The following is a 19,322-nucleotide window of genomic DNA, read 5'->3' on the forward strand; positions in this document are numbered from 1 at the left end:
GGAAAGATTTCCCTTCTCTTGCTCTCAAAATGCAACAACAAAATGACCTTTTGCGCTTTAAAAATACCTTTCTTACGCCACTTGAGAGAGAGCAGATTCTCTTTATTATCCCTAAAAATAACCAACTCCTCTTTGCATTTAAACATAAAGCGCTGTGCGTAGAATTTAACCATTATAAGCATAAACACATAATAGAGAGTTTAAAGAGCCACAAAGAGCTTTTTCCTACACTTAAACATATCCAAAAAATACACGCCTATGTGCCAAGCCATATTCTTGCTCCCCCTCCCCCACCAAAACCACCTGTGAGATTCTATGAGCATTCTAATGGAGAGTTTATCAACTATGCCACAAATAAAAGCATTTATGAAAAATTTGAATCTTTACGCCTAAGCATCAAGCGCCAATGGGAAGCCCAAAATGCCACATAATACCGCAACACACAATCCTCATTTACTTTTTACACTCACACATTTGCCTACACAATCAGGCATTTATGAATATTTTGATAGCGAGGGGAATCTTCTTTATGTGGGCAAAGCAAAAAATCTCAAAAATCGTATTAAAAGCTATTTTAGTATCCACAATGAGATGATTGCGCCAAAGCCAAACCTTAGCCCTCGAATCACCCTTATGGTATCCCAAATTGCACAGATTCAAACACTTTTAACAGATAATGAGCAAGATGCGCTTATCCTTGAAAACTCACTCATTAAAAGCCTAAAGCCCAAATACAATATTCTCTTGCGTGATGATAAAACCTATCCTTATATCTATATTGATAAATCCCTGCCATTTCCGCGATTTGAAATCACGCGTGCTGTGCTTAAATCACCTCAAGTTCAGTATTTTGGACCCTTTGTCAATGGAGCAAGAGAATTACTTGAATCCCTTTATGATGTACTTCCACTTGTGCAAAAAAAATCTTGTGTTAAGGGTAAAAAAGCGTGTTTATTTTTTGAGATTAAAAAATGTCTCGCACCCTGTGAAGGTAAAGTCTCCATACAAGAATACACCGCACTTATTGAACAGGGCATTGCAATGCTAGAAAACAAAAAAGAGCTTATACAGATTTTAGAGCATAAAATGCACGCCCTCTCTGAATCTTTGCAATTTGAAGAAGCCGCCAAAATACGCGATAAAATCCATAAAATTGCGCAAATGAAAAATCAATCTGTTATTGATATGCGAAGCGGGGATTATGATGCTTTTGTCCTTGCGCAAGACTCACAAGAACGCACACATATTTTAATGAGTCTTTTTATACGCAATGGACGCATTGTTTCAAGTGATTTCTCAATTCTCCACCAAGATATACAAGAAGATAATCTGCCCGAGCTTTACACACAAGCCCTTCTTAACACCTACAAAAGTGCAATGCCCCTAATGCCTAAAGAGATTCTAATACCACATTTTGACTTCGCAGATTTACCCTCTTTGCAATCCCTCTTGCAGAGCCAAACACAAAGCAATGTCAAAATTATCCAACCACAAAAAGGGAAGAAAAAAGATGTGCTTTTGCTTGGGCTTAAAAATGCCCTTGAGATATTACGATTGCATAAGCAAGAAAATAATGAAGAGTGGGTGCTTCTTGCCTTGCAAAATTTATGCACCCTCAAACATACACCTTATAGAATCGAAGTTTTTGATACCTCTCATCATAGCGGGGCGCATAATGTAGGTGGTATGATTGTATATGAAAATCATCGCTTCTGCCCTACACAATACCGCCGATACGAGCTTAGCGGAAGTGATGAATATACACAAATGCGGGAAATGCTTGAGCGCAGGGCGCATAAATTTGAATCTAACCCCCCGCCTGATTTATGGCTACTTGATGGTGGAGTGGCACAGATTCACATTGCAGAGGAGATTCTTCAAAGTGTAGGGGCAAATGTCGATGTAATGGCAATTGCAAAAATGAAGCACAATGCCAAAGCCTACCGCGCAAAAGGCAACGCGCTTGATATATTGCGCACCAAAGATGCGGAATTTAAACTAAAAACAAATGACAAAAGACTACAATTATGTCAAAAGCTACGCGATGAGGCGCACCGATATGCTATTAGCTATCATCGACACAAAAAGACAAAACAGACTAATAAGGCACACATTATGGATAATCAATACAGCAAGGCACAAATCAAGCGGCTTTTAGAATATTTTGGCACTTTTAATAATCTCCAACAAGCCTCGCAAGAACAAATTAATGATGTATTGAAAAAACATATCAAAAAAGAAATTCCGCATAGAGAATCCCTATGAATGCCTCTTTATATGATAAAACCTTGCAGATTCTAAAAGAATCTTTTACTCAACACCAATCATTTATAGAAGCAAAGGAGCAAAGCGAGAGGGCATTGCTTATACTTTTGCAAGAAAATCCAAGCACAGAAAATGAGATTCGCCTTGCTATTTTGCATTTTTATGATCAATGTGGCTTGGGCTGCTTTGTGCATTATGATAAAAATCAACTGCATATCATTGTGCGTATCAAAAATAAAGAGCATAATATTTATGTGCAAAAAATCTGCAACTTTTTGAAAGAACATAAGAGTGTGCTTTATGAAAAAGAGCCCTCAAAAGCGGATTTTGATGAGATTTTTAGCTTTATCGATTCTACGCTTAAGATTCAAAATCAAGGCACAAAAAGAGATTTAATAAAAAGTGCTTTGAGGATTGTATTTGGCATACAGCCGCGCGATGCGCTCTTTTTCAAAGATGGAAATGTTACACTTAAAAAATTTGATTATGAAATCGTGCAAATCAATCAAGAGATTCGCGACATCAGCGACAAAAGCCATCTCAATAACTTAAGTAGCGAAAATAGAAAAATGATTGATAAAGCACTTAGTGGGACAAATATCCAATCACTAATTGTACAAAATACCTTACAAATTTTACAGCACGATATTCATCTTACACATATTGATAATATTCATTTCAACCAACAATTTTCTTTTTTTGCCATACAAAAATTACGCATCTTTCTTGAATCTTTACCCCTCAAGCAGATTGATTCTGTATCAAAAACGATATATTGTATGGCTTTGGTGCAAAAACATATGTGGGTAATGTTTGAGGTAGTAGCAAAGGAGCTTTTAGAATTATGCGCAAGGGATAATGCAAATGCCATTGCTTTTATTGGGTTTTATAATGGTGGCTCGATTGCGCTAGGTGGAAGAACCTATACAAAACCCCTTATTACTGATAAAAATGGCAACCCTTGGACTTTGCATCAAGTGCAAGAGACTTTGCATCATAAAATCAGTGTAGAATATGATATACAACATACACAAGAGCAAATCCATAGCCTTGAGGAGCGCATTCACAGCATTGCAAATAGCATTGCGCAAGATGAACTCACACTCAAAATCAACACATCAAAGGTAGATTTATGCAATGAGAATCTAGAATCAAAAAACAAAAAATTGCGTTTGCTCGTAGATGAGAGGGTTTCAAAAGATGAAATCAATACCTTAAGCACAGAGATTAATGCCATCATACTTGAGAAATCACGCGCATTAACGACAATAGAAGAAACACAAAAACATATCACAACTTTAGAGGAAGAGCATATTAACCTTTTATCATTACAAGAGAAGCTGCAAGGGCAAGTAAGCTATGCCCTCAAAAATAATAAAGAACAATTTTTGCAATATGATTTACTTTTGCGCGCCTTAGCCGATGCTATCGCCAATGGAAAAGAGCTTATGTAATGAATAAAGCATTTTCATTTGTCAATACAATCTCCTTTCGAACCAAAACTAGAATCCTGATGTGTATTATTATTGTGGGGTTGGGGTTTGTGGCAGGTTTGGGATTATTTGCACTCACAGAATTAAAAGATGAGTTTGAAAAAAACTCTATCCATAGTCGCAATATCCATATGCTTATACCCCTTATCGAAAATGATACACAAAATCAGCATAACTTCACGCAATTACTTCAAATATGGGAACAATACAAACTCCTCAATGCAAATAAGAATTCAGATTCTCTAACAACACATCTACGCAAAAGATATACAAAAACTTTTATGCCCAATGAATACAAAACACTTCAAGATATTTTATACAGAGAACGTATGCTTAAAGAATCAATTGATAAAGCCTTTGCGCTCAATGATACACTTATTCTCTCATCTTTGCTCAAAAGAGAAGTGGCACTCTCTTTTCATATTGTCTTTACTAATAAAAAAATCACAGATGCCCTATATAGCTTTACTTTTATATTTTTGATATTTTTTATGTTTGTTGTGATTGCAACTATCATTGCCCTTGCTTTCTTAATCCATCGCTCTATCAATACACATCATCTTCTTTTAAAAGAACTCGTAGATTCTAAAACAAAAGAACTTCAAATTCTTAATGCTAACCTAGAAAAATCTATCCAATACGAGGTTGAGCAAAATCGCAAAAAAGATATGATTATGTATAGCCAAGCAAGACTCGCCTCTATGGGGGAAATGATACAAAATATTGCGCACCAATGGCGACAACCGCTCAATTCGCTCACATTACTCATACAAAGCTTTAAAAGCAAAGCCTTGCAAAACAAACTCGATAATGAATTTGTATTGCAACAAACACAATATGGTATGAAAATCGCCACAGAAATGTCAAATACGATTGAGAATTTTCGTAATTTTTTTCACCCAAAAACAGATATAGAATCTTTTACATTTGCCACAAGTATTGAAGATTCTATTGAGCTTTTAAAAGAACATTTAAAAGAGAATAATATTCACATTGATGTGTGTATTAAAAAAGAGAATTTAAGCATTGAAGGCTATCAAAATTCCTTTGTGCAGGTAATTTTAATCCTTATTAATAATGCTATTGATGCACTCAAATCCAAAGCTCAAAGTGAAGAAGGCTTTACAGATTTGAATATAGAAATTTTATTAGATAAAATAGGGTATAATGTCGTGCTTTGTGTAAGAGACAATGGGGGTGGAATTACCCTAGAAGATCAATCAAAGGTATTTGAACCCTATTTTACAACCAAACATAAGTCAGTAGGCACGGGCATTGGTTTGTATATGGCAAAGCAAATCATTGAGCGACATTTTAATGGCACTATCAATGTATCAAATACACAATGGGGAGAATCATATTTTGGAGCAGAATTTATCATCAATATACCAACCCAAGGGAGAAGTAATGAATCTTGATGTGTTAAACAATCTCACTATTTTATATGCTGAAGATGATATTGACACAGCAAATCTCACAGCTATGGTGCTTGAAGATTATGTAGGGCGTATGCTTGTAGCAAAAAATGGACAAGAAGCACTTGCGCTTTTTAGACTCCATAAAGTTGATTTGATTCTTACAGATATTCTTATGCCTAAAATGAATGGCATTGAACTTATTAATACTATACGCAATTCAAGCATAAACCCCGATGTCCCTGTGGTAATTACGACTGCACATACTGAAACAAAATATCTCCTTGATGCCATTAGACTACACGTAAATGGCTACATTTTAAAACCTATCAATATTGAGGAGCTACTCCAAGCTATTCATAAGGCTATCTTGCCCTTTTTACAAGCCAATGAGATTGCTTCAAAAAATCTCCTCATCAATGCCATTTCTACCTTTATAGGTGGCAAAAAAATTGCAATTATTCAATTTCTTTTAGAGCATTGTGATGAGGATAATATCTTTTATGGCTCTTATGAAAATATCGTTGAACATCTCAATGTCAGCAAACCTACGATTGTAAAAACTTTTAAGCAGCTCATTGACGCAGGGGTTTTAATTAAAATTAAAAACAAAGTATATAAGATTCACCCAGATTTAGACAAAAATATAAGGAATAATGTATCCTAAATGCGCAAAGCCCCTTGACACACAAGGAAGTTTTCTATACAATCGCTCTTTTAGTTTTCTCTTTATTTAAGAAACTCCTTATGAAGCATTTTATCAATCCTATGCAGATTCTACCAAATACCTAGCTTCTTAGAATCTTGTTTCAACTTAAGGAACCTTATGGCAGACAATAAACGAACTCACACACCCGTAGAAGGCTATCAGCTAGAGGAATTGCGCGCAAAAAGCATTAAACAGCTTATTAGCATCGCTGAAGAAGTAGGCGTAGAAAACCCAAGCGATTATCGTAGGCAGGATTTAATTTTTGAGATTCTTAAAGCGCAAGTCAATCAGGGTGGCTACATACTTTTTTCAGGGATTTTAGAGATTACAAATGAAGGCTATGGATTCCTACGCGCACTCACTGAAAGCCTTGCCGATAGCCAAAATGATACCTATGTATCACAATCTCAAATCCGTCGCTTTGCTCTGCGCAATGGTGATATTGTAACCGGGCAAGTGCGCCCACCAAAAGATCAAGAGCGTTATTATGCCTTGCTTCGAATCGAGGCGATTAATTATATGTCGCTTGAAGAGATTAAAAATCGCCCGCTTTTTGATAACCTCACTCCACTCTTTCCGCAGACTCAACTCAAACTCGAATACAATCAAAGTAAGGTTACAGGACGTATGCTTGATTTATTTAGCCCTATCGGTAAAGGGCAACGTGCGCTTATTGTCGCTCCCCCACGCACAGGAAAAACAGAATTAATGAAAGAATTAGCCCACGGCATTGCACATAATCACCCCGAAGTAGAACTTATGGTGCTTCTTGTTGATGAGCGACCAGAGGAAGTTACCGATATGGAGCGCAGTGTCAAAGGGCAAGTGTTTAGCTCAACCTTTGATATGCCCGCAACAAATCATATTCGCGTAGCTGACTTGGTTATAGAGAGTGCGAAACGAAAGGTAGAAATGGGCAAAGATGTGGTGATACTTCTTGATTCTATCACGCGCCTTGCTCGTGCGTATAATGCTGCAACGCCCTCAAGTGGCAAAGTGCTAAGTGGCGGGGTTGATGCAAATGCTCTGCATAAGCCTAAACGTTTTTTTGGTGCAGCACGAAATATCGAACAAGGCGGGAGTCTTACTATCATCGCTACCGCGCTTATTGAAACAGGCTCAAGAATGGATGAAGTCATTTTTGAAGAGTTTAAAGGCACAGGCAATAGCGAGATTGTCCTTGCGCGTAATATTGCTGACCGCAGAATCTACCCTGCTTTTGATGTACTCAAAAGTGGCACACGCAAAGATGATTTACTCCTTGGCAAAGATAATCTTACCAAGGTATGGATGCTACGCAATGTAATGCACACAATGGACGATGTCGAAGCACTCACATTTATTTATTCCAAAATGAAGCAAACGCGTGATAATGAGGAATTCCTCAACATAATGAATGCTCAAGAATAAGGAGTATAGATGCGAGCGGGTGTCTTTGATAGCGGAGTGGGGGGATTAAGTGTTTTAAAAAGCCTCATTAATGCCAAATTTTTTGAGGAAATTATCTACTATGGCGATACAGCGCGTGTGCCTTATGGCGTGAAAGATAAACAAACTATTGTGCGCTTTTCCCTTGAAGCTCTTGATTTTTTTGCGCCTCATCATATTGATATTCTTATTGTAGCGTGCAACACAGTGAGTGCCTATGCTCTCAAAGAAATACAAGCAAAGAGCAAAGTTCCTATCGTGGGTGTAATTGAGCCGGGTGTCTTAGCGGTGCAAAATAAACTCTCGCATACAGATTCTCAAATTCTTGTGATTGCCACCCGCGCAACTATTAACTCCGGAGAATATGAAATGAGGCTACGCAAGATTGGCTTTTGGAATCTCAAAAGCCTAGCTACCGGGCTTTTTGTGCCTATGGTAGAAGAGGGTATCTTAGAAGGTGCGGTGCTTGAGAGCACATTTGAGCATTATTTTAGCCAAATTACAACGCCACCAAAAGCTATTATTTTAGGTTGCACACATTTTCCTCTTATTGCACCTGCTCTTAGTGCATATTTCAAACATCAAAGCATTCTCATTCATTCAGGTGAAGCGATTGTAGAGTATTTAGCCTCTCATCTTAAGCTCACCTCTGGCTATGATCTCAAATCTCTGCAATTTTATGCAAGTGAGAATCCCGCAATGCTCACTAAAATCGCCCAAAAATGGCTAAGCTAGATTCTTATTGACTTCTCACATTCAACAAAACTTCTCTTGATATTCGCCCAAGAAAGCAGAATTAAGGGGCATAATCACCCAAAATATGCTAAAATAGTGCATTGATTTTGCAAGGAGTGCGTATGAGAGAAGCTGGAATTGAGCTTATGAAAAATACAAAAAGTGTGCGTGATATTGATGTTAAAGATAAAAGAGTGCTTATCCGCGTGGATTTTAATGTGCCAATGGACGAGGATTTTGATATTTCAGATGATACGCGTATTCGCGAAGCATTGCCCACAATCAATTATTGCATTGACAATCTTGCAAAAAATATCGTCCTCGTGAGCCACTTAGGACGCCCAAAAGGCAAAGATCCACAATTTTCACTCAAACACGTCCTTAAACGCGTAGAACGACTTTTAGGGCGTGATATAGCCTTTGGAGAAAGTATTGAAAATGTCAAAAATCTCCAACAGCAAGGCGAAAATGGAAGCGTTATTTTACTTGAAAATATTCGATACTATGAAGGAGAAGAAAAAAATGACGATGAGCTTTCTGCAAAACTTGCCTCAATCTGTGATGTGTATGTCAATGATGCTTTTGGCACAAGCCACCGCGCCCATTCAAGCACTTGTGGGATTGCTAAATATGCTAAAGAATGTGTGGCGGGATTGCTCCTTAAAAAAGAAATAGATTCTTTTGCTAAGGCAATGGCAAATCCGCTCAAGCCTGTTTTGCTGATTGTAGGTGGGAGTAAAGTAAGCTCAAAACTCGCTCTCTTATATAATATCCTTGATGTGATAGATAAAATTATTATCGGTGGAGCAATGAGCAATACCTTTCTTAAAGCACGAGGATTTGATATGCAAAAATCTCTTGTAGAGGATAATCTCGTGAGTGAAGCGCGTAAGATTCTCGATAAAGCAAAAGAAAAAAAGGTAAAAATCTATCTCCCCGTAGATGTGGTAAGCACCGATGATATTAAAACACATCACAATATCAAAATCACTCCCGCACAAGATATACCAGAGGGCTTTATGGCTGTAGATATGGGACCTGCGACAAGCAAACTTTTTAGCGAAGTGGTGCGTGATTGCCAAACAATTATTTGGAATGGTCCGCTTGGAATCTATGAGATTCAAGCCTTTTCGCGTGGGACTTTTAATCTCGCCCACGCAGTGAGTGATACTTATGCTTTTAGTCTTATTGGTGGAGGCGATACTGCTGATGCTATTGATAAGGCGGGAGAGCGTGATAATATGAGCTTTATCTCCACAGGAGGTGGGGCAAGCTTGGAACTCCTTGAGGGGAAGATTCTCCCTGCATTTGAGGTACTTGAGCGCAAATAAGGCAACCTATGGGCGCAAAGGCAATCATTACTATTGTATATATAGCGATTGCAACACTTTCAAGTGTATATATTCCGCAGCCACTTTTGCCCCTTCTAGCACAAGAATTTCATACCTCAACGCAAAACGCATCGGCTATTATTTCTATTACGCTTTTGCCAATGGCATTTGCTCCGCTTTTTTATGGATATTTTTTAGAAAATAATCAGCCTAAATTCATTCTTATTATCTCGCTCTTTATTGTTGGTATATTTCAAATTCTCCTTGCATTCTGCAATGATTTGCATATATTTTTATGCTTACGCTTTGTGCAATCACTCTTTTTTCCTGCAATTCTTACAACGCTTTTAACTATTCTCACGCGTTTGCAAAGCGCATCTTTGCAATTTAATGTCAGCATTTATATCGCCTCTACCATTGCTGGAGGTTTAGTTGGTAGAATGGGTGGGGCATTTTTGACTGAAATATTTTCGTGGGGGATATGTTTTATTACACTTGGCATAGCTCTTATATTAAGCGGAATATTTGCGCTCATTTGGATAAATGCAACACATCATCAGCTCTCTAAAATCACATTCAAACAAATGATTCCTTTTTTAACCAACAAAACATCACTCATTATTTTAGGTAGTGTTTTTGTGATGTTTTTTAGCTTTCAAGCAGCGCTTAATACCCTACCCTTTCACGCTAAGGATATATTTCCCTCCATCAGCCAAAATGAAATTGGACGCTTATATTTAGGATATAGCATAGGCATTGTAGTATCTCTCCTTGCAGGCTCTATCACAAAGCTCTGTGGAGGAAAAGAAAAAACTATTTTTATAAGTCTCAATATTTTTGCGCTTGGTTTATGTGTGTTTCTTATGGATTCTATGCTATGGATTGGCGTGGGTATGTTTGTAATGTGCTTTGGTTCTTTTACTGCACATTCTGTGCTCAATGCACTCAATAGCTCCCTTAGTGCGCAACACAAAGGCGTATTAAGCGGATTGTATCTTAGCTTTTACTACACAGGTGGCACACTTGGCTCATATCTCTCATCATTTGTCTTTGAAATGCTTGGGTGGCAGATTCTAATTATATGCCTTGTTTTGCTTTTAAACATTACCTCAATCATTTTCTATACCCACACAAAAAAGGGCATTAATGTTTTTTGATATGCTTTTTGAAGCCATTAATGCCAAAACCCCTCAAGCAAAATCTCAACTCATTCACGCATTTGTTGCAGAAAACAAAATACTTTTGCAATCCCCCAAAGCAGAAAATCTACATTTGCCCAAAGCCCCTATTTATCCGCTCAAGCAACCCTCTTATGCGCATTTTTGCACTATCACCCACCCTACTAAAATCCGCCGCCCCAAGCACATCAAAAGTGAGCAAAGCCTCGCTAAAGTGCTACATTCTATCGTGCATATTGAATATAGCGCGATTGATTTAGCTCTTGATGCAATGTATCGTTTTAGAGATTTGCCCCTCTCATATTATTGTGATTGGCTTGAAGTTGCCCTTGAGGAAGAATCGCACTTTTGCCTCCTGCATCAATGTCTCAATGATTTGGGTTATGAATATGGGGATTTTCCTGTGCATACACAACTTTTTGATGCACAAAAAGCAACTTCGCTTTTAAGTGATAGAATGGCTTTACTTCATCGGGGATTAGAGGCAAATGGGCTTGATGCGAATCCTTTTGTTGTCCGCAAAGTACAAGAGTTTGAGCATACACTCACACCAAAATTACTTGAATCTTTAGAAATTATCTTGCGTGATGAAATCTCTCACGTTAAAAAAGGAGATAAATGGTGGCGATATAGCTGCAATAACGCCACGCCACAAGATTTTCTAGCTACTTTAGAGCATTTTGCTCCCTTTTATAATGCCCCAAAAATTTTAAATACCAAAGCGCGACTTCAGGCGGGATTTTCACATAATGAGCTTGATATGATACAAGCTCATTTAAACAATCACTCTACAATCACCCATTAAGATATAACGCCTCAAAACAAGAAGATTCTATTTGCAAAAAAAGGCAAAAAATGGTATAGTGTGCGCACTCTTAGGCATTCTGTAATTCTCTAAATGAGCGCGTTTGAGTGAAGAGCAAAACAAAGGATTTATCTTGCGATTCTAGGGTAATAAGGAATACACAATGGATAATACAATACAAATCGAGGTGCGTGATTTGCCCTGCCCCGAGCCTGTGATTAAGGTTAAGCAAGCCTTGCAAGGCGTTAATGAACATTCTTTAAAACTCCATACCTATGAGATTATTGGCAATACCCCTACTTCCAAGGAGAATCTTGCGCGTTTTTTAAAAACTGAAGGTTTTGAATTTGAAATGGGCTTTGGGCGAGATGGGCAATTTATGATTGTTCTTAAAAATAAAGCAAGCAAAGAAAATAAAGAAGGCAAAGAAAAAATTGTGCCTAAAATGATGCTTTTTAAGAGCGATAAAGTCGGTGAAGGGGAACTAGGCGGTATGCTCATTAATGGCTTTCTTAAATCCCTGCTTCATTCTGATATCTTGCCACAAAAGATTCTTTTTATTAATCGCGGTGTGCTTCTCACAACAGACAATAACGAAGTGGATAATGCTGAAATTGTCGAAGTGCTTAAAGAGCTTGAAAAGCAAGGTGTTGAAATTTATTCGTGTGGTTCGTGCTTGAGTTACTTTGCTCTTACAGAGCGACTAAAGGTTGGTATGATAGGCAATGCTCTTGAGAGTGTGCAAAATATGCTTTTAAGTGATAATTTAATTTCGCTTTAGGAGCATAGATGGCAGAGTATGAACTGACACAGCATATTCAATGCGCGGGTTGAGCAGCTAAAGTGGGTCTGGAAGACTTATCACAAATCTCTAGTGGGCTTACCCAAGATTCAAATCCTCTTTTGATTGTAGGATTTGAGAGCAATGAAGACTGCGGAGCGATGCTTCTTTCACAAGAGAGTGAATATGCTATGCTCTCTAGTGTGGATTTTATCACGCCTGTGGTTGATGACCCCTATATCTATGGGCAAATTGCTGCAGCAAATGCCTTAAGTGATATTTTTGCTATGGGTGGCAAAGCATTAAGTGCGCTTAATTTGCTGATGTGGGATAATACGCATTTTAATAGCGAAGTGGCAAATGCGATTCTTCGAGGTGGGCTAGATAAAATTACAGAATCTGGCGCATTGCTTCTTGGTGGGCATACTATTAGAGATAAAGAGCAAAAATATGGCTTATCAGTTAATGGTATCGTGCATAAAAATCGCTTATGGCGCAATAATACAGGGCATATTGGCGATACGCTCGTGCTTACAAAACCTTTAGGGAGCGGGATTCTCACTACTGCCATAAAAGCGCGAGAGCTTCAGCATAAAGAGCAGGTCATTCAAGCTATGGCTACACTCAATCTCTATGCAGCAAATATCGCTCAAGGCTATGAGATTCACGCTTGCACCGATATTACAGGATTTGGACTTATTGGACATAGCATTGAGATGTGTGGCGATATAAAAAATAATGCCAATGCGCAATGTGCGCCAAAAAGCTTATTGCTTTATACACAACAAATTCCATTATTTGAGGGCATAAAGGATTTAGCACAAATTGGCATTATACCCGGTGGCTCGTATGAAAATAAAAAGGTATTGCAAGATAAAGTAGCATTGCAATGCACACTCGAAGATGATATTTTTTATTATGATGCACAAACTTCAGGTGGCTTGCTTTTTGCCCTGCCCTCTAGCCAAGCACAAAAATTTGTAGATGAACTCAAACAAAATGGCATAGAATCTGCAAGCATTATAGGCGAGATAATCCCAAAAACTAAAAAATCTATCATCTTAGGCTAGATTCTCTATCATACAATGCCATAAAGATATATTAAAGTATAAATTTATATAATACAAAGAATCTTTTTACAATGCTTTTTAAACCTAAAATATAGAGGTTACATATACTAAGGTAAAAGATTTTATTAAAAATTACCATTATTACCGATTAAGGACAATTAAAGGTTTTAGAATTCAAAAGGGGTTTATATGCAGTTTAATATGATTAATGCTTTGGTACGTAGGTTTTATATCCTTAAAGAAGAGGGGTTTGTCCTCAATGAAAATTATGCTGATGATTTACAAAAAATCCTTTCAAAAGAAGAGTTTACTATCTTTGCAGCAATGTTTGAAAATGATACTGTCGACAAAGCCATTGATAGCATTAAGCACTCCTATACAAGCAGTAGCACCAATAAACAATATGTTATTAATATCCTCTCTGAACCAAAAATCACACAAATTGCTACTACTCTCCTTAAAGATGCAAAACCAGAAGCATTAGAAAAAGCTATTCGTGTAAGAAAAGAGATTGATGAAAATAGCGTACGAGTTTTGGAAGCTATCCAAGCTCTTGAAGAAAAAATACTCAATTTCATCACTACACGTGTGAGCAACTTCCCCCCCACTACATCACCTGATGATTATCTTAAAACCCTAGCTATCCCAGAGATTAATATCAGCAATGTTACACGATATTTTGGTGGGGAATTTGAAAGAGCTTATCTCGATGATACAGGGGTGGGTAAGCTTTATTATGAATTTTTGGTGTGCAAAGTGCTTGTAAAATGTAAATTTATGAGGGTTGAAGATGCCCAATCGCTTTTGCTCGTATTTATTTGGAATGCCATTCCTGCCTTTAGAACTAAAACACGCGTTACATCAGTAGGTAGCGTGAGATAACCCTCTCCCCCTAAAATAGCACATTTTTTCATACACTCTGCCTTGTTTTTTATAAAGGCAGAGCTTTTTTATAGCATATTAAAAACTTCTCTTTTTTGCTCATAATTTTATAGAATCTCAATCATTTTTGGAATATATATTGCTTATCCTTTTGTGATATTTTGTAGATTTTAAAACGAAAGGATAGAGTATGTTAAGGTCTTTGTGGTCAGGTGTTAGCGGTATGCAAGCACATCAAATCGCGCTTGATGTGGAGAGTAACAACATTGCCAATGTAAATACGGTTGGGTTTAAATACTCAAGAGCTTCTTTTGTGGATATGCTTTCACAAATCAAGCTTATTGCAACTTCTCCTTATAAAAATGGGCTAGGAGGGCAAAACGACTTCTCAGTTGGGCTAGGTGTAGGTGTTGAAGCAACAACAAAGGTATTTTCACAAGGAAACACACAAAATACCGATGTGAAAACAGATGTCGCTATTGAGGGCGATGGATTCTTTATCATTTCTCCTGATAGAGGAACAACGCATAACTACACACGTAATGGCGAATTTCTCTTTGATGCAAATGGAAACCTCGTAACCACCGGTGGTTATGTAGTGCAAGGCTGGGTGCGCCCACCACTAGAAGCAGCAGAATCAGGCACGATGAGTGATTTTGACTTCTTTAGAGTGGATAACACAGGTCCTGTGCGAAATATTCAAATTGACCCGGGTATGGTAATGCCTGCTCGTGCAACAAAAACTATTACTCTCCGTGCAAACCTCAATGCAGGGCGACATATTGATCAAATGCAAGATATTGCCGCACTTGATTCTACTGCACGCACCGCTGCTGATGGCGTTGCTCCAATGTATGATTCTCGTGGTGTGCTTACACAAGTAGGTGAAGATTTGGGTGTATTATTTAATGATGATGGGGATGCGTTTGCTTTAAATGAGAATCAAGGTATTTGGATGAGTTACAAAACCGCTGCAATCCGCCACGAAGCTGTTGCAAGCAGTGAAGTAAGCTCAATTGGCATTAATGGAGAAAATGTAAGCTTTTCAAATAACTCCGCTATTACAGGCATTAGCTCCATCGTAGCTGCACAAAATGCAATCAACTCCTTGCGCGACAAAACAGGAGTGAATGCGTATGTCGATGCAGGACAATTACGAATCGAAAATCGTAACCAAAAAGATGGGGGCGAAAAAGTCAAAAATGTTCGTATTACTGCTGATGGCACAGGTGTATTCCAAAATTTCGTCAAAGGTGAGGAAGACATTACTGCCTTTAGATACCGCTATACAAAATCCGAAGATGCAGATTCTACAACAGGACAATTTAGAACCACAGAAGATCTACGCGCATTGATACAATATGATGCAAATATGATTAAAAATCCAGAAAAAACCTACTATGAAAGCACCGCTTCAGTGGGTGTAACGGTTAATCGTTGGGGTATGTTTGAAATTGTCAATCACGATGATGCTGATGATGAACAACGCAACTTGAGTTTATTTGTTACAAGCCACTTCTCTGATAGCGTAACAAATAATGTGCTTTTCAAAGAGACAATGAAAGCGCTTAATACTGCCTCACTCATTGAAGGGGGTGCAGCAGTAAGCACAAGTAAAATTGTTAAAGCCACTCACGCCACAAGTGTAGATATTGTCGATAGCTTAGGAAGTAAGCATAATATCCGCTTTGAATTTTGGAAAACAGGTGATGCCGTATGGAGCTTTAGAGCAATCGTGCCTGAACCAGCGCAGTTTATAGGTGGTACAGCAAGCAAACCTAATGTATTTGAGGGCGGAAGAGCAACCTTTAATAGCGATGGCTCACTCTCTGGTATGAATCCACCGATTTTGCAATTTGATCCTAAAAATGGAAGTAAAGGACCACAAAGACTTGAGCTTAAATTTGGTGCAAATGAAACCTTTGGTGGGCTAACGAGCGTGGATAAGATCTCTGAAACCTATTCGATTAACCAAAATGGCTATCAAGCCGGAGACTTAATGGATATTCGTTTTGACTCAAATGGCTCATTGCTTGGCGCATTCAGTAATGGACGCTCAATTGCACTCGCTCAAGTCGCACTTGCAAACTTTGCCAATAACGCCGGTTTGCAAGCTGAAGGGGGCAATGTGTATTCTCAAACAGGTAACTCCGGTGAGCCAATGATTGGTGCAGCAAATACCGGGCGAAGAGGCGGGGTATCCGGCAGTAAGCTTGAAATGAGTAATGTCGATTTAAGTCGTAGCTTAACGCAACTCATTGTGGTGCAAAGAGGTTTCCAAGCCAACTCAAAAGCCGTAACAACCTCGGATCAAATCCTCAATACCCTTCTTAACCTCAAACAATAATATCCTTCATAGCTATGGATTACTCCCATAGCTATGAACAAACACCTCTTTTTCCCTCCCGAATCTTTGAGCAATTTTTAGTTTTTATATTATTTTTTACCTCAAATTGATAATAGATTTTTTGAAAATTTCATTTACAAGAATCTCTAAGAGCCTTTACTCTTAAACTTTTAACCTCTAAAACTCTCTATTGTAGCACAAAACTAAAAAATCTCGCACACCCTATCTTCAAATAAAACAAACCCAAAGCCTATGCCCAGCCCATTAGTTTTTGAGCGTGAGCTTGTAGCTTTTGTCTATAATCTTGTGGGCTAAGATGAGCTTGTGTAGAAAGCTCACTCACAAGGCGCACAAAGTAGCTTCCAGCAACAATAATATCTACCTTGTCCTCTAGTAGCTTCACTTGCTCATAAGAGTTAATACCAAAACCAAGCGCGATAGGCTTTTTGCACTTTTTGCGCACAAGTGTTATGTAGTCAAAAAAGGCTTGAGTAAATTGTGTTTTTTCGCCTGTGATTCCAGCTCTTGCGACAACATACACGATTTTATCGCTTAATTTAGCAATTTTTTTGATTCTTTTTGCGGGGGTTTTGGGTGCAATAAGCGAGATGATAGCAAGATGATATTTTTTAGCATATTTGCGCAAATTTTCATCGCATTCTAAAGGTAAATCAGGTGCGATAATCCCCCAAACACCGCATTTTTTTGCCTCTTTTACAAAAGCCTCTATGCCATAGTGAAAAATCACATTAGCATAAGTCATTATGATTAATCGTGTGCTGCACCCATTTTCGCTTAAATGAGTAGAAAGCGTAGAGAGTAATTCAAAACCAACAGAGACTTTGAATCCTCGCGCTATGCTTTTATCACAAGCCTCTTCAATCACCGCTCCATCGGCATTTGGGTCAGAAAATGGGAACTGCACTTCAAGGTAACTCGCCCCCGCATAGCAAATACCAAGCGCAGCATTAAGGCTTAACTCCATATTAGGATATCCTGCGATGATATGCCCCATAAGCTTTGGCGATGTTTTTATAGCTTCGCTCATAGTGCCTCCTTATCTTGCCCTAAAATATACACTAAAGGCACATTCTATCGCATTTTGCATAAATTGCACTTGATTTTAAAGTGAAGCTAATAGATTTTTTTTTACAATCTAGCTTATTTTTCCAAAGGAGCATCAATGGCAAAAATGTTTATAGAATCAAAACGAGGCTATTTTGGTGAAGAAAAAGGCGATAAGCACGCTTTTGGAGGACAATATATCCCAGAAATATTACTTCCAGCATTAAAAGAACTTGAAGATGCTTATCATACAATCTTTGTAAGTAAAGCATATAGAAAAAAATTACAGGCTTTATTGAAACATTTTGTAGGACGCCCCACACCTTTAATTTATGCAGAAAATAGCTCCAAGATTCTAAAAAATGATATTTATTTGAAATTTGAAGGCTTAGCAAATACCGGTGCGCACAAGATTAATAACGCATTAGGACAGGTGCTTTTAGCTAAGCTTATGGGAAAAAAACGCGTAATTGCCGAAACAGGAGCGGGACAGCACGGCTTAGCTACCGCAGCAGCTTGTGCAAGACTAGGCTTAGAATGTCAAATCTTTATGGGCGAGATTGATATGGCAAGACAGCGCCCAAATGTCTTTAATATGGAGCTTTTAGGTGCAAAAGTGCAAGGTGTAAGCAGTGGAAGCAAAACCCTAAAAGATGCTGTAAATGAAGCCTTGAGAGAATGGAGCAAACGAAGCGATGATACTTTTTATGTGCTAGGAAGCGCGCTAGGACCTTATCCTTACCCAGATATTGTGCGAGAATTACAAAGCGTAATCAGTCAAGAACTTAAAAAACAAACCAAGAGCTATTTTAGCTCGCTACCTGATATAATGGTAGCTTGTGTTGGCGGTGGAAGCAATGCTATGGGCTTTTTCACACATTATTTGAAAGATAAAAAAGTGCATTTAATAGGTGTAGAAGCAGGTGGTATAGGGGAAAATCCCGGGGAGAATGCTAAAAGGATTCATAATACATATGCAAGTTGTGGCATAGCACACGGCTATAAGAGCCTTTTTTTACAAAATGAAGATGGGCAGCTTAGCCAAACGCATTCTATTTCTGCAGGACTTGATTATGCCGGAATCGGACCCCAACTCGCTCATTTATATGAGATAGGACGCGTGGATTTTACTTCTGCCACAGATAAAGAAGCACTAGAAGCCTTTGCGTTTTTTGCTAAAAATGAGGGCATTATCCCTGCTTTAGAATCAAGCCACGCGCTTGCTGCCACGCTTAAACTCTGCAAGGAAAATAAGGGCAAAAAAATCATTGTAAATGTTTCAGGACGTGGCGATAAGGATATTTTTATCACCGCAAAAGCCATCGCACCACAAAAATGGAAAGAATTTTTACAAGAGGAAATCACGCGCATAAGCTAGACTATGCCCTTAGAATCCTTGTGTATTTATAGAATTTATTTAATACAATGGCTCACAAATTTTGAAAAATTATCAATAATAAGTCCGCCCTTGCGGAATCCTAGCCCACACGATTCATAAGCAAAAAAAACATTGGGTTGATAATACGCGCCATTGTGGTGATTTAGCTCATAAAAAGCTTGATAGAGAGGCTTATGATTTTCATATATGCCCTCTTTAGATTCTATCACTTGAGCATTTTCATCTAAAATCGCTACATTTGCACCCTCGCGCCCAAATGCTCTTTTGCATACTTGCTTACAAGAGAGGGGTTTAAAATCTGCAGGCAAAAGTAAGGGGTGATTTGGAAACAAATCCCATAGAATCTTTAGCATTCTTTTGCTTTGAAAGAGTAGCGTATAAGCAGGATTAAGAAAAATCGTATTGTGATTTTGCATCAT

Annotated in this window: 17 protein-coding genes; 15 read left to right on the forward strand and 2 right to left on the reverse strand. The window is 38.2% G+C overall.

Features of this window, described 5'->3' with window-relative positions; genetic code table 11:
• Positions 1-29: 29 nt before the first annotated feature.
• From J1E28_RS03415 to flgE, 14 genes are all read left to right on the forward strand, one after another.
• Complete coding sequence (locus tag J1E28_RS03415) at positions 30-431, forward strand: hypothetical protein (protein WP_291026685.1); 402 nt, start codon at positions 30-32, stop codon at positions 429-431.
• The gene (gene uvrC, locus J1E28_RS03420) at positions 421-2,265 is read left to right on the forward strand and encodes an excinuclease ABC subunit UvrC (protein ID WP_291026687.1); all 1,845 of its coding nucleotides are present in this window, start codon (positions 421-423) and stop codon (positions 2,263-2,265) included. The genes J1E28_RS03415 and uvrC overlap by 11 nt, the downstream gene beginning before the upstream one ends.
• Positions 2,262-3,719 carry a hypothetical protein gene (locus J1E28_RS03425; protein WP_291026689.1) on the forward strand — a complete coding sequence of 486 codons (1,458 nt, stop codon included), beginning with the start codon at positions 2,262-2,264 and terminating at the stop codon, positions 3,717-3,719. The genes uvrC and J1E28_RS03425 overlap by 4 nt, the downstream gene beginning before the upstream one ends.
• On the forward strand, positions 3,719-5,176 hold the full coding sequence (locus tag J1E28_RS03430) for a HAMP domain-containing sensor histidine kinase (RefSeq protein ID WP_291026691.1): 1,458 nt from the start codon (positions 3,719-3,721) through the stop codon (positions 5,174-5,176). The genes J1E28_RS03425 and J1E28_RS03430 overlap by 1 nt, the downstream gene beginning before the upstream one ends.
• Positions 5,166-5,840, forward strand: coding sequence for a response regulator (locus tag J1E28_RS03435; protein ID WP_291026694.1), 675 nt, complete (start codon positions 5,166-5,168; stop codon positions 5,838-5,840). Before J1E28_RS03430 ends, J1E28_RS03435 begins: the two co-directional genes overlap by 11 nt.
• 159 nt (positions 5,841-5,999) lie before the next feature.
• Entirely contained in the window at positions 6,000-7,292 is a 1,293-nt protein-coding gene (gene rho / locus J1E28_RS03440) for a transcription termination factor Rho (protein WP_291026697.1), read from the forward strand.
• A 9-nt stretch (positions 7,293-7,301) separates the two neighbouring features.
• Positions 7,302-8,045, forward strand: coding sequence for a glutamate racemase (gene murI / locus J1E28_RS03445; RefSeq protein WP_291026700.1), 744 nt, complete (start codon positions 7,302-7,304; stop codon positions 8,043-8,045).
• A 122-nt stretch (positions 8,046-8,167) separates the two neighbouring features.
• Positions 8,168-9,376 carry a phosphoglycerate kinase gene (locus J1E28_RS03450; RefSeq protein WP_291026703.1) on the forward strand — a complete coding sequence of 403 codons (1,209 nt, stop codon included), beginning with the start codon at positions 8,168-8,170 and terminating at the stop codon, positions 9,374-9,376.
• 8 nt (positions 9,377-9,384) lie between these two features.
• Positions 9,385-10,533: an MFS transporter gene (locus tag J1E28_RS03455; RefSeq protein ID WP_291026706.1), complete on the forward strand. Its 1,149-nt coding sequence runs from the start codon at positions 9,385-9,387 to the stop codon at positions 10,531-10,533.
• On the forward strand, positions 10,523-11,359 hold the full coding sequence (locus J1E28_RS03460; protein ID WP_291026709.1) for a ferritin-like domain-containing protein: 837 nt from the start codon (positions 10,523-10,525) through the stop codon (positions 11,357-11,359). Before J1E28_RS03455 ends, J1E28_RS03460 begins: the two co-directional genes overlap by 11 nt.
• A 163-nt stretch (positions 11,360-11,522) precedes the next feature.
• Entirely contained in the window at positions 11,523-12,140 is a 618-nt protein-coding gene (gene yedF, locus J1E28_RS03465) for a sulfurtransferase-like selenium metabolism protein YedF (RefSeq protein ID WP_291026712.1), read from the forward strand.
• A gap of 62 nt (positions 12,141-12,202) precedes the next feature.
• Positions 12,203-13,210, forward strand: a complete 1,008-nt coding sequence (gene selD, locus J1E28_RS03470) for a selenide, water dikinase SelD (protein WP_291026715.1) — start codon at positions 12,203-12,205, stop codon at positions 13,208-13,210.
• A 189-nt stretch (positions 13,211-13,399) separates the two neighbouring features.
• Positions 13,400-14,092, forward strand: a complete 693-nt coding sequence (locus J1E28_RS03475) for a hypothetical protein (protein ID WP_291026718.1) — start codon at positions 13,400-13,402, stop codon at positions 14,090-14,092.
• A gap of 190 nt (positions 14,093-14,282) precedes the next feature.
• Complete coding sequence (flgE, locus tag J1E28_RS03480; RefSeq protein ID WP_291026721.1) at positions 14,283-16,439, forward strand: flagellar hook protein FlgE; 2,157 nt, start codon at positions 14,283-14,285, stop codon at positions 16,437-16,439.
• Positions 16,440-16,689: 250 nt separating this feature from the next.
• Here the strand turns inward: flgE and trpA are convergent, their stop codons facing one another.
• Positions 16,690-17,487 carry a tryptophan synthase subunit alpha gene (gene trpA, locus J1E28_RS03485; protein WP_291026724.1) on the reverse strand — a complete coding sequence of 266 codons (798 nt, stop codon included), beginning with the start codon at positions 17,485-17,487 and terminating at the stop codon, positions 16,690-16,692.
• A gap of 135 nt (positions 17,488-17,622) precedes the next feature.
• Between trpA and trpB the strand changes: the two genes are divergently transcribed.
• Positions 17,623-18,882 (forward strand): tryptophan synthase subunit beta, encoded by a 1,260-nt coding sequence (gene trpB / locus J1E28_RS03490; RefSeq protein WP_291026727.1) that lies wholly within the window; start codon positions 17,623-17,625, stop codon positions 18,880-18,882.
• 35 nt (positions 18,883-18,917) lie between these two features.
• Here the strand turns inward: trpB and J1E28_RS03495 are convergent.
• Positions 18,918-19,322, reverse strand: a 405-nt coding sequence (locus J1E28_RS03495; RefSeq protein ID WP_291026729.1) for a glutathionylspermidine synthase family protein, incomplete at its 5' end; no start/stop codon positions are given.

The sequence above is a fragment of the Helicobacter sp. genome, from assembly GCF_022511165.1.
In the GTDB taxonomy this organism is placed as follows: domain Bacteria; phylum Campylobacterota; class Campylobacteria; order Campylobacterales; family Helicobacteraceae; genus Helicobacter_C.

Excerpts from the sequence above, each read along its gene's own strand:
- J1E28_RS03415 (WP_291026685.1), top strand. The coding sequence starts at position 30 with ATGCAACAACAAAATGACCTTTTGCGCTTTAAAAATACCTTTCTTACG.
- uvrC (WP_291026687.1), top strand. The coding sequence starts at position 421 with ATGCCACATAATACCGCAACACACAATCCTCATTTACTTTTTACACTC.
- J1E28_RS03425 (WP_291026689.1), top strand. The coding sequence starts at position 2,262 with ATGAATGCCTCTTTATATGATAAAACCTTGCAGATTCTAAAAGAATCT.
- J1E28_RS03430 (WP_291026691.1), top strand. The coding sequence starts at position 3,719 with ATGAATAAAGCATTTTCATTTGTCAATACAATCTCCTTTCGAACCAAA.
- J1E28_RS03435 (WP_291026694.1), top strand. The coding sequence starts at position 5,166 with ATGAATCTTGATGTGTTAAACAATCTCACTATTTTATATGCTGAAGAT.
- rho (WP_291026697.1), top strand. The coding sequence starts at position 6,000 with ATGGCAGACAATAAACGAACTCACACACCCGTAGAAGGCTATCAGCTA.
- murI (WP_291026700.1), top strand. The coding sequence starts at position 7,302 with ATGCGAGCGGGTGTCTTTGATAGCGGAGTGGGGGGATTAAGTGTTTTA.
- J1E28_RS03450 (WP_291026703.1), top strand. The coding sequence starts at position 8,168 with ATGAGAGAAGCTGGAATTGAGCTTATGAAAAATACAAAAAGTGTGCGT.
- J1E28_RS03455 (WP_291026706.1), top strand. The coding sequence starts at position 9,385 with ATGGGCGCAAAGGCAATCATTACTATTGTATATATAGCGATTGCAACA.
- J1E28_RS03460 (WP_291026709.1), top strand. The coding sequence starts at position 10,523 with ATGTTTTTTGATATGCTTTTTGAAGCCATTAATGCCAAAACCCCTCAA.
- yedF (WP_291026712.1), top strand. The coding sequence starts at position 11,523 with ATGGATAATACAATACAAATCGAGGTGCGTGATTTGCCCTGCCCCGAG.
- J1E28_RS03475 (WP_291026718.1), top strand. The coding sequence starts at position 13,400 with ATGCAGTTTAATATGATTAATGCTTTGGTACGTAGGTTTTATATCCTT.
- flgE (WP_291026721.1), top strand. The coding sequence starts at position 14,283 with ATGTTAAGGTCTTTGTGGTCAGGTGTTAGCGGTATGCAAGCACATCAA.
- trpA (WP_291026724.1), bottom strand. The coding sequence starts at position 17,487 with ATGAGCGAAGCTATAAAAACATCGCCAAAGCTTATGGGGCATATCATC.
- trpB (WP_291026727.1), top strand. The coding sequence starts at position 17,623 with ATGGCAAAAATGTTTATAGAATCAAAACGAGGCTATTTTGGTGAAGAA.